This is a genomic window from Prevotella dentalis DSM 3688, from assembly GCF_000242335.1.
GTDB classification, from domain to species: domain Bacteria; phylum Bacteroidota; class Bacteroidia; order Bacteroidales; family Bacteroidaceae; genus Prevotella; species Prevotella seregens.
On sequence record NC_019968.1, the window covers coordinates 1104057 to 1118895 of the forward strand.

At 45.3% G+C, this 14839-nt stretch carries 9 protein-coding genes, 1 tRNA gene and 4 pseudogenes; 8 read left to right on the forward strand and 6 right to left on the reverse strand.

Features of this window, described 5'->3' with window-relative positions:
* The first annotated feature begins 13 nt into the window (after nucleotides 1–13).
* Both PREDE_RS11670 and PREDE_RS11675 read left to right on the forward strand, forming a co-directional pair.
* A complete protein-coding gene (locus PREDE_RS11670) occupies nucleotides 14–1366 on the forward strand; it encodes an MATE family efflux transporter (protein ID WP_005847494.1) in 1353 nt (450 codons plus the stop codon).
* A gap of 291 nt (nucleotides 1367–1657) precedes the next feature.
* Nucleotides 1658–1984, forward strand: coding sequence for an RteC domain-containing protein (locus PREDE_RS11675; protein WP_009162533.1), 327 nt, complete (start codon nucleotides 1658–1660; stop codon nucleotides 1982–1984).
* Nucleotides 1985–2072: 88 nt separating this feature from the next.
* Here PREDE_RS11675 and mobA read toward each other — a convergent pair whose 3' ends face one another.
* Nucleotides 2073–2489, reverse strand: a complete 417-nt coding sequence (gene mobA / locus PREDE_RS11680; protein WP_015310518.1) for a conjugal transfer protein MobA — start codon at nucleotides 2487–2489, stop codon at nucleotides 2073–2075.
* A 742-nt stretch (nucleotides 2490–3231) separates the two neighbouring features.
* On the opposite strand from mobA, the gene PREDE_RS11685 reads away from it, so the two are divergent.
* Nucleotides 3232–3660 carry a DUF3408 domain-containing protein gene (locus PREDE_RS11685; RefSeq protein WP_005847491.1) on the forward strand — a complete coding sequence of 143 codons (429 nt, stop codon included), beginning with the start codon at nucleotides 3232–3234 and terminating at the stop codon, nucleotides 3658–3660.
* Between the two features lie 908 nt (nucleotides 3661–4568).
* Here the strand turns inward: PREDE_RS11685 and PREDE_RS11690 are convergent.
* Entirely contained in the window at nucleotides 4569–5720 is a 1152-nt protein-coding gene (locus tag PREDE_RS11690; protein ID WP_005848072.1) for an IS110 family RNA-guided transposase, read from the reverse strand.
* A 204-nt stretch (nucleotides 5721–5924) separates the two neighbouring features.
* On the opposite strand from PREDE_RS11690, the gene PREDE_RS11695 reads away from it, so the two are divergent.
* Nucleotides 5925–6734, forward strand: a complete 810-nt coding sequence (locus tag PREDE_RS11695) for an NUDIX hydrolase (protein WP_005847489.1) — start codon at nucleotides 5925–5927, stop codon at nucleotides 6732–6734.
* Between the two features lie 292 nt (nucleotides 6735–7026).
* Here PREDE_RS11695 and PREDE_RS11700 read toward each other — a convergent pair.
* The 4 genes and pseudogenes from PREDE_RS11700 to istA form a co-directional block, all read right to left on the reverse strand.
* Nucleotides 7027–8109: pseudogene (locus tag PREDE_RS11700) on the reverse strand (DNA methylase); the annotation flags it as partial.
* A gap of 103 nt (nucleotides 8110–8212) precedes the next feature.
* Nucleotides 8213–8962, reverse strand: a pseudogene (locus tag PREDE_RS11705) (group II intron maturase-specific domain-containing protein); the annotation flags it as partial.
* A gap of 218 nt (nucleotides 8963–9180) precedes the next feature.
* Entirely contained in the window at nucleotides 9181–10116 is a 936-nt protein-coding gene (locus PREDE_RS11710; RefSeq protein WP_005848087.1) for an IS3 family transposase, read from the reverse strand.
* A 368-nt stretch (nucleotides 10117–10484) separates the two neighbouring features.
* Nucleotides 10485–11531 (reverse strand): annotated as a pseudogene (gene istA, locus PREDE_RS11715) (IS21 family transposase); the annotation flags it as partial.
* A 195-nt stretch (nucleotides 11532–11726) separates the two neighbouring features.
* On the opposite strand from istA, the gene PREDE_RS11720 reads away from it, so the two are divergent.
* From PREDE_RS11720 to PREDE_RS14395, 4 genes and pseudogenes are all read left to right on the forward strand, one after another.
* Complete coding sequence (locus PREDE_RS11720) at nucleotides 11727–12227, forward strand: helix-turn-helix domain-containing protein (protein WP_044127142.1); 501 nt, start codon at nucleotides 11727–11729, stop codon at nucleotides 12225–12227.
* 244 nt (nucleotides 12228–12471) lie between these two features.
* A tRNA-Lys gene (locus PREDE_RS11725) sits at nucleotides 12472–12544 on the forward strand.
* 198 nt (nucleotides 12545–12742) lie between these two features.
* The gene (locus tag PREDE_RS11730) at nucleotides 12743–13867 is read left to right on the forward strand and encodes a phage integrase SAM-like domain-containing protein (RefSeq protein ID WP_244879152.1); all 1125 of its coding nucleotides are present in this window, start codon (nucleotides 12743–12745) and stop codon (nucleotides 13865–13867) included.
* Between the two features lie 574 nt (nucleotides 13868–14441).
* A pseudogene (locus PREDE_RS14395) lies at nucleotides 14442–14646 on the forward strand (hypothetical protein).
* Nucleotides 14647–14839: the final 193 nt, after the last annotated feature.

Genomic DNA, 14839 nt, shown 5'->3' on the forward strand with positions numbered 1-14839 from the left:
ACGGATTATAAGGATGAACAACGCTGTAAATATTTTGCGAGAAGGAAGTATGATGAAAGCCCTGACAAAATTGGGGATACCTATTGTCATCGCAATGCTGATTATGGCAATATACAATGTGGTAGATACTTTTTGGGTTGCACGTCTTGGAACTCTTCCTGTCGCCGCTGTATCTGTTGTTTTCCCTATATCGTTGTTATTTCTTGGGATAGGACTAATGTTCGGTGTCGGAGGCGGAGTGTATATATCCTGTCTGTTGGGAGCGAAACAGGTTGTCAAGGCAAGTCAGGTCGCTTCCGTCTCAGTGATTACCTCTGTGATGTTGGCAGCTCTCATTGCCCTTGTGTGCAATGTGTTCCTGCCGGACATCCTACTTTTCATGGGAGCAAACGAGGAGATGATGAGTTTGGCAGAATCCTACGGCAGGCTTTTTATCATCAGTTGTGTCATAGGAACATTGAATGTGTCCATGTCCAATATCATTGTTTCACAAGGTGCGTCGAAGACATCTGCGTCGGCAATGATCATCGGCTCTATCGTCAATGTTGCATTAGACCCCTTGTTTATCTACACTTTCAATTGGGGTGTGGAAGGTGCTGCATGGGCAACCATTCTTTCAAGAATCGTCACGACAGCTATTTACATCCGTTTCCTTACGAAAGCAGAGGTAAAAGTATCTCTTGCCTTGTTCGCTCCCACGATAAGAATATACGCAGACATCATTAAGATTGGTATCTCTATGCTCTTTTTGCAACTGCTCCAGACCCTTTCCATCAGTTTGTTGCAGAAAGCCGCTGTGAAATATGGGGCAGAGGCTGTTGCGGCTGTGGGTATCGTCCTGAAAATCGTCACATTGGGAACAAACGTGGTCTTCGGATTTGTAAAAGGACTCCAACCTATGGCAGGCTATAACTACGGGGCAGGCAATTTTCAAAGATTAAGGGAAGCGGTGTGCTGTTCTCTGATACTCACAACCTCGTTTTGTGTGCTCTGGAGTATTCTTATAGTCATTTTTACCTCTCCTATCATCAGTTGTTTCGGTAAAGACGAAACAATGCAGGAAATAGCAAGAATTGCGCTTAGAGCCAATACGATTATGTTCTTCACTTTCGGATTCCAATTTGTGTATTCCACACTATATATGGCAATCGGAAGAGCAAGGCAAAGTCTGTTACTCAATATCGGACGGCAAGGTTTGTTTTTTATCCCTACTATATTGCTGCTCCCATCGTATTGGGGATTGAACGGAGTACTCTATGTCCAGCCTATTGCCGACGTCTTTGCAACCTTGATGACGCTGCTTTTTGCCGTCCGAATTCACAGGGAGATAGGTCATCAATCACATCTCACGACAGAAAATATATAATGTTGAACTTAAAAGATATGATTATGCTGAGACTCACTCAAACGGAAGACTTCAAGACGATAATTTCGTCTTGCTCTACAGAAGAGCAAGTACAAAAGGCATCGGACAATTTTATATTGAAGGTCGTTGCTCTATGTGATACAGAAGAAGATACTGTCTCGTTGTTTCGTATCCTCCGCTACACTCGCTGTCGCTTACAAGCTATGCAAAAGGCGTATCCTTTAAACGGAGAGGGGGAAAAATGTGTCAGAACTACTCAGTGTCATTGACACAGAGTTGAAGTTGCTGAAGATGCGAATGCAGGGGCTTCTTCCTGCTTTGTCTGTCAAACCAACCAAGAAACTCCACTGGACAGGCAAGGCGACAGACTTGGTGGAACTACTTTATGCCCTTGACACCTGCGACTGTATCAATGATGGAGAGATTGGTGTAGAGGAACTGGCAGACGCTCTTTCTGAAATCTTCGGTGTGGAAATCAAGAACTGCTACAACGTCTATATGAATATGAAACGTCGCAAGGATGACAGTCGCACCTATTTCCTTGACGAACTCCGAGAAAAATTGAACAAGCGAATGGTGGAGAGCGATCTGAAAGGCGGCAAGTTCAAGAAACGATAATTGCATTCAAATGCCTTAATCAGGCTTCCCGAAATGAGAGGGAAGCCTGATCTTCTTTCGTTAAGGAATAACAATACACAATAAAAGGCTATTGCCGATGTTGCCATTTCTCTTGGAATTCACGGGTTAATTGCACGATTTCCCCTCCGATTATTACCAATTCAAGTGTGAGTTTCTCCAACTTGGCAAGCATCGCAAAGGCTTTTTTCTCGGTAAAGTTACTCTTCAAAACGACAACTGTCTGGTTATAATTCACTCCCACACTGCGAAATTGCCCATACAAAGTCGTCAGTTTCTGATAATAGTCGAGCAACGAGCGATCTACTTTTATCACCCGAAAGGTCTCGTTAAATACCCTTGCCTTGATGAAAGCAGCTTTATTTAGAAGCCCCGATTGCTCGAATAGCATAAGGAAACGAGCAAACTCAGTGTCCGTAAATCGAACCATACAACAATGGTTGGCTCGTTCATTCTTGGGAGGTCGTCCCACATTTCTCTTTGTCATTACTTCTGATTTTAATGGTTTATAATTCTCTCTTCAGGAAACAGAACGTGCTAATTCCATTGGAGAGCGTTTGCAATATAACAGCCTGTCAAGACAACGAAAATTTCCAATCGAGAACACCGACTTCGGAGGTGTTCCGCCCTCTGCCAAGAGCAAGGGTTTTGAGTTACCGAAATAATTTCGGGTAACGCAAGACATACCTTGCTATTTGCACTGACGCAAATAAATCCGTTCCGAAGAATGATACTTTATTCTCTCGAAATGTATGTTTTCAAAGCCATGAAATACCGACTTATCGCTTGCTGCAAAGTTAATACCTCTTGTATCCAAAGCCATTAGCTGAGACGAAGCCACAACCAACCAAATCGAAGCCACAAGTACGCACTAAAGAAAATCACGCAGAATACAGCATCACCGAGCCATATTTTTGCACTGTCGAATATGTCGGTGAGGGTATGTGTCTTCGATAACATCACGTTTCGATGAGCGATATGAGCGAGGGTGTATGTCAAAGGACATATCCTTAATTCTTTCATTCGAACGTGGGAATGTGCGAAAGCAGATACAATCGTTCAATTGTATTGATGGACACCAATAAACATCTCCACAGAAAGGATATAGCCCTACCGGTACAAGCCGATTGTTGGACATATCTTCGATAGTGGCTGTATTCGTCTTTGTCGGTAAATATATCGGCAACGAAATGGACAGTGAATTATATAACAATAGAACTTAAGAAAATATGAAAGAGAATCAAAACGGCAAGGTTGATTCCGTTGCCATCCGGGAACTTATTTCACAGGGTATTCCTATGAAAAGAAAAGAGAGTGAGATGAAACGCCCTCAATCAGAAGAGCAGTGTGTAGAATCGGAACGTCCCAACGAGGAACCAATGTCAAAGGATTTTTCAAGAGTCCCAAGAAGAGAAAGGCGGAAGGTTGACAAAGGTGATTATGAGTCGCTTTTCATCTGTCGCAATACCTTGAAAAATCGCAAGACTATCTATATCGCCAAAGAGTTGCAGGACACGCTGGCGGAGATAGTCATGTCTATGAGAAACAGGGATATGACCATCGGTATCTATGTGGAGAACATCATCCTGCATCACCTTGAGACCTACAAAGATGAAATCAACAGATTGGCGGAGATGAAATTCAAGAAGCTACTGTGAGGCGTTTAGCAATGGCTTTTTGTTACTTTTGAGCCGTATCAACTCACTGTCAAAAGTAACGAAGTGTTTTTCATTTTGGGGGCTTTGTCCGCCCGAAGCATAAGAAAGAAAAGGAGCGGTTGGCAAATCTGCCGACCGCTTTACTCCATCTGTTCTTCTTGAACGGTTACCCGTTCCGTCCTTACTCGGAATAAATCATCTTGTCTGATTTTATGCGGATTCCAGAGGAGAGGGAGTTAAGTTTCCATTTTTCTTTTTCCCAGCTTCTCGCATATCCGACATTTTTTTATGCGTCTTTCCGTCGGGTCGGTCGTTTTCGTTTCAGTGGCGTAAAAAGGTAGGACTTGGGACAAACAAGGTTTTACGGCGAGAATACTACCTGCAATGAAATGGAAGCGTGGAGATTGTCGTCTAAACGGCTTGCCGCACCGACCTTTTTTGTCCGTAGAAGCCCGGAACTACCTTTGCCACTGACAACGAACAACCGATCCCGACATAAGTGGAGGATGTGCAGACAGAGAAGCAGGGCGAAAACAGAAAACGCAGTCTTCGGAGGTTGCACTTTACCATAGGAATAGAATCCACGGAAAAAAGTCGCCCCAACGGACGGCTTTACAAAAATAATTCGGAGAAAATTCTTTTTTCTCACGATATACCCTTATCTTTCCTCTATAAAACCGAAAATAAAAGCCCTTCCAGGTAACTCAAACACCCGGAGTTCGCCACCTCGTTCCATATTGGTTGCGTACAGGCCCGTCTCCAGGCCTGCATAAACGATAATGATACTTTCCTCTTCGAGCTCCGGGCTCACACTGGGTTCCATCGCCGGCCATGTCGTGGGTTAATTTGCAAAGCGAGGTCGCGTGCCATCACAAAGATAATAGCCTTTCCATGACCGGTATATCGTGTCATCCGTTTTCGTCGGAAGTCCCGATTCTGTTGTCGAAGTCCTTGTATTGGACGTTCCGGCTGAGTATGTGCCATGCGCAGACAAGCATCTTGCGCGCAATGGCGACCTGTACTTTCATCCTGTTCTTTCTGCGGACTTGTGTCTGATGATAGGAGAAGCGGTTGAAGAAACAGCCTTGGGTGCGGCTCGCGCCCCAGGCGCATTGGATGAGGGTGCGGCGCAGGTAGCGGTTGCCATGGGTGATGCAGCGTGACTTTATGGTCTTGTTCGACTGGTCGTTGCGTGGTCTCAGGCCACTCCATGAAGTAAGATGGTTTGCCGTCTGGAAATGGCCCATGTCCGTTCCGATTTCTGCAATCAGTGAGGTGGCGGCCCTCATCTTTATTCCCGGTATGGTCTGTAGGTTCTGCAATGCGGCGGAGTATTCCCTTTCACAGACGGCCTGCATCTTGTCCATGCATTCCTGCTTATGTTGCCCGGCCATGTCTATCTCGGCCTTGAGCTGGCGCAGGATGTCCATGTCGCATTCCGTGACGCATCCCGTGAGCGAGGAGATGATGGTGTCCTTCCCGTGGCGATTGATGATACGGCCGTGAATCTCCTCCACAAGCACCTTGGGGTCGGTCACGCCCTCGCAGATCCTGTCTATGACGGACTTGTAGCTCTTGCTGTCCGTGTTGGACACGTAGTTGCCCAGCCGGATGTTGCACCGCTGGACGACGGCGTCGAGCTTGGCGAGCTTTCGGACAATCTCATCGTCAAGGTCGTAGATGCGCCTGTCATACTGGCGCAGCTGCTGGATGCGCTCGGGCGGGACGAAGCTGCCACGGACAAGTTCCTTCATCATGCACTCCGCTATCCACCGGGCATCCTTGACATCGCTCTTGTGGCCGGGAAGCTGCCTGATGAAGTAGGGGTTGATGAGCTTCAGCTTGAAGTGCGGCTCAAGCACACGCCATACAGGAATCCAATAGACACTCGTGCTTTCCATGCCGGCCTCCTCTACGTGATGTGTGAGCATCAGATCACGCATTTCCTGTAACTGGCAGGTCAGAACACCGAAAACTTTCTCAATAATTTCGCCTGTGCTGCTCAAAATACAAAGATAAATGCTATCTTTGTGCACGTCAAGGCCGCATACGATTCTCATAAGCCTACATTTTGAGGATTATTAATACCTCTCAAAGATAATACAAATTGTGCCACGAGCATGTGTTTAGGACAAGGAAATCTATGCTGGCCTTGACACTTCTACCGGTACAAGGGAAGCCGTCAGGGAATTTATTTTTGGTTTTTTATTACCACTGGCTTATAAATCACGATTTTTATGTAAATTTGTTTCAAATAAGAAAGTATGGACAAAAACAATAGTTATTCAATTCCGATGTCGTTAGAAGAGGCCAAAAAGTTCATTAAGGATAGTCCTAAACTCTTCTATCATAATATCAGTATTGACACAGTCATAATAGGTTACCACCAACGTTCGCTGAAGATTCTGCTGGAAAAGCCACAGTTCAGTGAACATGAATGGATGTTGCCTGGCGGTTATATTCGGCGTGACCAAACAGCTGAAGAAGCTGCACAAAAGATAGTGCAGGATCGAACACGACTCAAAGGACTTACGCTTCAGCAATATATGATCTATTCTTCACCCGGCCGAACATGGGGAAACGAAAATAGCATACGCCGATTATTGGAAAGTGCAGGAATAGAGGTCGGAGATAACTTTTGGATGTTTGACAAATTCATGTCTATAGGTTTCTTTGCGCTGACAGAGTATTCCAAGGTGGAACCGTCTGGCGACTTCTACTCTGAAGAGTGTAAATGGTTCTCACTCGATGAACTACCGCCACTCATTTTCAATCATCACCAGATGATTAAAGATGCACTCCACCGCCTCCGTCATCATATTGTTTTTCATCCCATAGGATACACGCTGTTGCCTGATAAATTTACCTTGCCTGAGATTATGTCTCTTTATGAAACCATTCTAGGCAAAACACTTGATGCACGCAACTTTGCAAAGAAACTCACCAATCTCGGAATTATTGTCAAGACAAACGAAACACGAAACATCGGGGCACATCGTTCACCTTATTTATACGTATTTAATAAAGTGAAGTATGATGAGTTCCTTAGGCAAAATGAAGCCTTGATTCTATAGCTATCGTGCCCACAAGATTATATATATAGAATACTTTTTGCACGACAAATCATTTAGATTTAATCTTAAATATGTAAAGCCTCACTTGTTACACTTCTAAAATAATAAATAACTTTAATCCAAAACTGCCATTAGAGAAATTTGAAAGCAAAATGTTACGAAACGCCCCATTATTGTCTGAGGCACGAATTACCTACTAATCATCACATGTATATATTATAGATATATGACAAAATAAAAGTAGGTTTTTCTAATGGGCGATTTGGAGTTAAAGAACATATAGTATGAATACTCATATCCTAATTCCTCTCTGCCTTTCTATACCTTCCTTTCCCAATCGAATTTCCTGTTCAGAAGTGGATTTTTTCTCAGAAGTATCTTTCTGTACATCTACTGTCTTTTCTTCCGTTTCCGGCATAGGCAGCGCCAATTCCAACTGTATCTTCCTGTCCAAGGTCGCGAGTTCGGATTTGAGCCCTTTGAGTTCGTCCTCCTTCTTCCACTCCTTCGACACGATGGGCTGCATCTGCGCCACCTTTTGTTCCTGTTCTTCAATACGAGCGTTGTACTGGGCAATCGTCTGTGGAATATGCTCCAATGCGCGTAAGAAATTCCTTGCAGCGGCTTCCTTGTCCGCCTTGGCTATCTGCCCGTGATTGTGCGTGTACTTGTAGTTGCCCTTGATGGAAAAGCGGTTCTGTGTCAGCTCCAACCCCTTGCTCAATACCCGCTCCGTGGTTACGCTCACCTCAAAGCCGTAGAGTTCGCCGATACGCAGCGGCGCACCACCCGTGTTTATATTCTTGTCAATGTCCTGCAACTTCGTACCGAGCGCTTTCTCATCCCGTGAGGGAAAACCGTCGAGCACGAGGCCATTGAGATAGTTGCCGTCCTTGTCTTTCGCTGCAGCCGCCTCGAACTTCTTCCAGTCCTCCGACATCTTTTCCTTTGCCGCCCTGTCGAAAGCTAATTGGTTGGTCATTTCCAAAAGTCTGTTCTGGGTTTCGTGCTTGGCGCGGTTGAACGACTTGCGTTCGCTCTCCAAAGCGGCGACCTTCTTTTCCAACCGTGCCTTGTCGAGCAGGTCGGTGTTGCCCGAAAGAATGGCCATGTACTCCGAAAAGTTCATGCCCGACTTCTCGTCCATACTCCCCTCGTCGATGGTACGCGCGCCCATCGCCCCGCTTTTGAGCTGCGAGATGAAAGTCTGCTTGCAATGCAGCAGGTTGAACTTATAGCTGTCGAGCGACTTTTCCACTGCATAGATGATGACGTCCACCTTGTTGTCGGCATAGAGCCGCGCTATCTCATTGCCCTTTCTCACCGCCCGTCCGTCGCGCTGGGCAAGATCGGACGGTCGATCGGGTAGGTCAAGGGCATTACTACCCTCTTCCCCCCTAAGAACCGTACATGAGAGTTTCCCCTCATACGGCTCAAGCTTTTCTAAATCCCTATTCTTATATAGAGACCGGCTCATATTACTTGTTGTTGTCATTGGATTTGTGGGATAATTTGAAACATTCGTCATGAACCAATAGGTTGCACTTTCGCCCATTTTGGACGGTAGGCATCACATTCCATGCCTTGTGCGTGTCTATCGGCTCACCACATATTGGACATTTTCTCCCTTGCTTTTCCCATAGGTACAGCAAAGACTTACGTCCTTTCAGTGAAACAAGCATTTTCGACTTCATTCTTTGGTTGAAGTATAAACGACAGTCCACGTCAAACGGATTCATATCCCCTTTTATCTGCGTATATTGCAGAAAAGGGAATGAGGAAGCCAAAGTCAACAATGTGAGTTGGTCTTCCTTTCCATTTGATTTCTTGAACTTGGCAGCAAAAGTCCAGCTGTTACCTCGGATATTATGCCAATAGCGGTCTTTAATCCATCGCTTCCCTTTCTTGGAGTGGCGACGTTTAGCCCATTGCCATAGGGAGAGGAATATCTGATGGTCAACTCTGTGAAAGGAATCACGCGTTGCGCCATGCTGATAGTAAGCTCCCCATCCTCGGATTTTAGCATTCAACATTCTGATTAAGGACTCCTGCCTGCACCCCTTGTTGCCTTTTATTACCTTACGGATATTCTCCATAAAGCGTTTTTCGGCTTTCTTGGTAGGCTTGGTCAATATTTCATTACCGTATTTGCGGATGTTGAAACCTAGAAAATCGAACCCGTCACGAATGTTGGTTATCACCGTCTTTTCTTCTGACAAGGTAAGCCCTGCAGTGTCCTAGGATTAGTTGACAACTTTGGTTCTTAATTTAATTCTTCTTTGACAAGTTTATTTGTTAAGTTCAAATACGCTTGTCGCCGTCTTTTCTTAACTACATAATTAGTTGACAGTTGTCTTCTAATTGCAAAATTAATCTTTATTTTCTAGTTGCGGTTGTTTCTACCTCCTTCTTTTATTGTTGGACTTAATAATGTGTGCCGATGAAGTTATGCCGTCAACCTTGCGACTTCTTCCAAGGGCGTTCTCATCTGCAGGCTCTGATGTGGTCTGAACGTGTTGTATAGTTCGATGGCTTTCTTTGTGAGGCGCCTGACCTGCTGCAGACTTTTGTCTTCTGTACTGAAGAGCCAACCATTCTTGAGCGTATTGTTCATTCTCTCGGCCAGGGCGTTGTGCAATGGGTCTCCGGTTTGTGTCATACTGATTTGTATACCAAGAGATTTGAGTTTGTTGACATAGGCGTTGCAGCAGTATTGCACGCCACGGTCGGAATGGTGTATGAGCTGCGAGAGCTCGACGTTATACTTTCTGTAGCAGTCGATGGCCATAGAGAGGGCTTTCATCGGACCTTGGCTCTCAAGGGTCGGATGCAGACACCAGCCCACGATCAGACGTGAGGCTGCATCGGTTACTAAGGAGAGATAAGCCCAGCCTGAAGAGGTTGCTACGTAGGTGATATCCGTAACGCACAGCTGACCGAAACGGGTAGGATGTAGCTTGGGCGTTGTGTTGAGAAGGTCTTCATAGATGTGGTAGTTGTGATTGGGGTTGGTCGTTCTTGGGCGTTTGCGACGGCGAAGGCACAGACCATTAGAGCGGAAGAGCTCATAGCATTGGTCGCGCCCGATGGTAAACTTATCTGCATACTTGCGACGGCATAGCTCGTAAAGGATGCGTATGCCGGCCTTGGGTAAAGAGCTGCGGAGCTCCTGCGCATAGAACACGATGCTGCTGCGCAGGACGTCTAACTCCAAAGAACGATCCACATGGCGGTAATATCCTTGTCTGCTTATGCCAAGATAACCACAGAGTAAACTGACAGGATGGTTTACCAGAGCCTGTCTTTCTTCTCCCTGCGACAAGGTCTTGATTACTTGGCATCGGAGTTTTTCGTATGCGGATGTTGTATTTCTTCTCGGCAAGGTCGATCATCGTCTTGTTGGCCAAACCATAAAGTTTTTCAACGGCCAGTTCTTTCTCAAGACGTTTGATTTCTTTTGCATGAGCCTTGCGCTCGCGTAATAGCTGCGCTTGAAGTTCTTCGAGCGTACCGGGGATATCTTCTTTTTTCATAAGATCTGCGAGTGACGAGACGTCGGGTGAGCCATATTCTGTATAAATACGATGGAAAGTGCTTAAAGGGATGCCAAGACGAGAAGAGAACTCTTGCAAGGTTAAGCCACTTGTTACATACTGATGTAATAACAGTATTTTCTCTGATTCATTGTAATGAGACATAAATTTTTACTCCTTTGTGATTGAGAAGGTGTCAACTTATTCAGTACACTACAACACTGTAATGGTGCTTGAACAGCGATACGTAGGAGTTCCTGCCGACGGTCATCAGCTTTTTCTCTTTCATGACGTAGCGTTTCAGTGGAAGCGGGCGGAGGTAGTCCTTCTCACCGCGCAGGAACATCTCCTTGCGTGACGCCTCCCGGCCGGCCATCACCTTTTCATTGAAATCGTGCAGGGAAACATGGATAGCGGCATTGAGATCGTCCAGACTGGAGAAAGTCATTCCCTCTATGTCCAGGTAAACGGAACGGTAGAGAAGCTTCACTGCGTTTTCAACAAGGGCCTTGTCCTTGGGGTGGCGTACACGGGCGGGATAGACCGCACAGCCGTAATGCTCGGCAAAAGCGGCGAAATCGTCATTGATGACGGGCTCGTTGCGGTCGCTTCGTGTGACGGCCGCCTTCAGATTGTCGGGGACTATTGCCGCCGGAGCCCCTTCGAAATACAGCATGGCATTCTCGCATCCCTTGATCAGGTCTTCCTTGCGCTGCGACCATACGGCCTCACAGTAGGTGTAATGACTGAACGGAAGGATGGCAACAAAGACTTCGGCCTTCTTCGTCTCGCCTGTCATCTCATCGACAACTTCAAGCCTGTCACCGGCAAAATCAACATACATCTGGTCTGCGGCATAGTGCTCGACATGGCCGACGACCTTGATGTGGAACTTGTACTGGCGGACTGCCCGCTTGAAGGAAGACAGCTGAAGACCGTCAGGATATTCAGCATGATACTCCTTAAACAGTTTTCTGACACTCATCCCTTTGCGTGTCAGGCGGGATACATATCCGGGAAGCAAAGCCTCCAATTCAATCCTTTTGGAAGAAGGCTCCCGACGTCGGGATTCCGTACCGCCAAACATCTCATGCAACTGCTCCTCGGAAAGGGAGAGAAGCTGATCGATGCTTTTCCCACTTGAAAGGAACAGACGGACATACTTGCGGACAGTGTTACGGGAAGTATGGAACGTGGATGCCGTTTCCTTGATACCCATCCCTGCCGCATAACATCTTAAAATGTTCTTGATTCTCTTGTTCATTTGCATAGATTTTATTATTACCCCTTACACCAGGACTCGGGTTCCCAAATCTACATAAAAAACTCTAACGACACTTGTACTAAGTGGTTAATGTTATTTTGGCCAAAAGGGTCAATCATATTATGGCCAAGGTGAGCAATCCTGTTTGGCCAAAAGGGTCAAAGTAGAGTGGCTTTTCCAACTGCCCGCCAAACGATGGAAAACAACATAGAGGGGTTGAAGTCGGGGGCAGACGCCTACATCGTCAAGCCGTTCTCCATGGCACACCTTCTGACTCAGATACAGACTTTGCTGGAAAACCGGAAGCGGGAGCGTGAGAGTTTCGTCCATAAGCCTTACTTGCCTAGCTCGAAGCCGGGCATCAACAAGGCTGATGAAGAATTTCTCAAGAAGATGACCGACCTCATCGTGACACATATCAATCAGCCTGAATTCAACGTCGAACAACTTGCTTCTTCCTTGGGCATGAGCCGTTCAAGCCTGCATCGCAAGATCAAAGATGTTTCTAACCTGACACCTGTAGACTTCATCCGATTGGTTCGCTTGAAAAAAGCGGCCGAATTGATACGCAACAACAATTACCGTGTGACAGAGGTCTGCGAGATGGTGGGCATCAGCTCTCCCTCCTATTTCATCAAACTGTTCCATAAACAGTTTGGAATGACACCTAAGGAATTTGCAGACAAAAAGGAATAAAATAAAGAATAGGTGTTTCATTAAGAGTAGTGGCATGCACTTATGGTTTTCATATCACAATCCGCATCACTCCCATCAAACCAATGGGAGATGAGGCGGAAAAGTGTTTCCTAGCAGAAAATCTTTTGTCTCCTTTACAAAATTATTGCCCATAAATTTGCTGTTCTCGTGAAAACTTGCTACCTTTGCAACCGCTTTTGTAGAAGTCTTTCTCGACTTTAATACAGAAAGCTGCTGATTTTCTGATCCGTTAGCTCAGTTGGTAGAGCACAACACTTTTAATGTTGGGGTCTTGGGTTCGAGCCCCAAACGGATCACTTTCACCCCCATGCGGGTCACAAAACGGTAAAAAGGGGATTCTTTCAAGGATCCCCTTTTTTAGGTTCAGACACAGGCACTTGTGTTCCAATTCGTTGGTTTAGAGGATTTTGCGTCAATGTTAAATCCTATGGCCAACGGGAAGTGTCGGGAAGTAAAAAGACCCATCGGGAACGATTTGCGCTACAAAATCACAAATGCGCTACAAATTTGCGCTACACGATTTCATCGTTTCCAGGCTTTCTCCTCCATTTTCCCCTGCGACCATATTAAAGTTAGTTAAAATGGCAAAAGAAAAGGTGTCTGTCGTATTTGACAGGAGAAAAAAAGCTGAGCAAGCGGGAGTTGGCTATGTAGAAGTTCAAATCTATTTAAGCCGAAGCGAACGCAAGTACATTTGCCTGGGCAAATGTACACCGGAGGAATTGGACGTATTTTTATCCCAGCCTCCAGTGAAGGAGGAAATCAAGCGATGCCATGACTGTATTTCTGCCATGTCGCTGTTCAGGGACAGCATGACCATCAGCAATTTTGACATATACTATCAGGGAATAAAGGACGGAAACGGCATACAGGAATGCAGGAATAGCAACCTGAAGACGGATTTTGTTGCTTACATGAAAGACTATATCGAGAAAGAGCATGTAAGTGAAGGCACGCGAAAGCACAAATTCTGTACTTTGGAGGCTGTCAAGCGTTTTGGCAAACTGAAAACTTTCGCAGACCTTACTTCCAAGAACCTTGTGCTGTTTGACACATGGCTGCACGATGGCACACGGGAGGATATTTCTATCCATACCTACCACAAGCATCTCAAAAAGATAACCCACTACCTGCGTATCACCGACATGATTCCTACAGACCCCTATACCCAGGTGAAATTCAGCAGGGGAAAGAGTAAGGAACGTAGGCCTTTGTTAGAAGATGAACTTACTAAGATGCGAAAACTGAAATTGGATGAGAAAACGGGAAACGTACGGGATCTCTTTATCTTCTCAGCCTATACTGGCCTGGCATTTTGCGATGTTATGGCATTTGATTTTGAGACGATGACTGAACATGAGGGGAAACTGTTTTACATAGACGGTAGTCGCCTGAAAACCGGCACCCAGTTCTTCACCCCCATCCTCAAGCCAGCAATGGAAGTCCTGAAGAAATATCATTTTTCGCTTCCTAAAATATCCAATCAGAAAGCTAATGATTATCTTCATCTCATTCAGGCAGCGATGAAACTCAATAAGAATCTGACCTTCCATGTTGCAAGGCATAGAGAATTTTGTAAATATCAAACAACCAACAGATTAAATTGTTTATCAATATAGGGAGGTAACGATAAGGAAACCAGCGAGCTTCTATACACTACCTTGTTTTGCCATTTCAAAGAACCACTTTGTTTGTTGCAAAGATAAGGGTATATCGTGAGAAAAAAGAATTTTCTCCAAATTAATTTCGACAGAGCCGTCCGTTTAGGATGGCTTTTTGCTTTCCATGTATTCTAATCTTATGATGATATGCAGTCCTTTAAAGACTGCGTTTTTTGTTTTCGCCCTGCTTCTCTCCCTGCACATCCTCCACTTATGCTCGTGTATCATGTCGGGATCGGTTGTTCGTTGTCTGCGGCAAAGGTAGTTCCGGACTTTCACGGACAAAAAAGGTCAAGGCGGCAAGCCGTTTAGACGACAATCTCCACACTTCCATTTCATTGCAGGTAGTATTCTCGCCGTAAAACCTTGTTTGTCCTAAGCCCTACCTTTTTACGCCACTGAAACGAAAACGACCGACCCGACGGAAAGACGCATAAAAAAATGTCGGATATGCGAGAAGCAGGGAAAAGAAAAGTTGAAACTCAACTCCCTTACCTCTGAAATCCGCATAAAATCAAAAAAATCAGACAAGATGAAACTGAGATACAAAATATCAATTTGGGTGGCACTTGCAGGATCTCTCCTTTGTGGCGGAAGCGTTTGGCTTTGGCTGGCAGGGATATGTGCAGGAAAATTCCTCATTCGGTTAACTCCTTACCATCGCTTTGGCTATCGCAGTGTACATTCTGACTTATGCCCTCATTATCGGGGCAATACTTTGGTTACTCATTTCTTAAATACGCTCAGATATGAAAAGAAGAAGCAAGACAATTGCACAGCAATGCAGATACTATGATGTGGACAACATCTTTGACTATATGGTATCGGTTTACCTCAACGGAAATATCTCCGCCTTTGGTGAATAAGATGCAATATTTTTTTACATACTGATATTTAAAATATTGCAGTAACATAAAGGCAGATGACTTT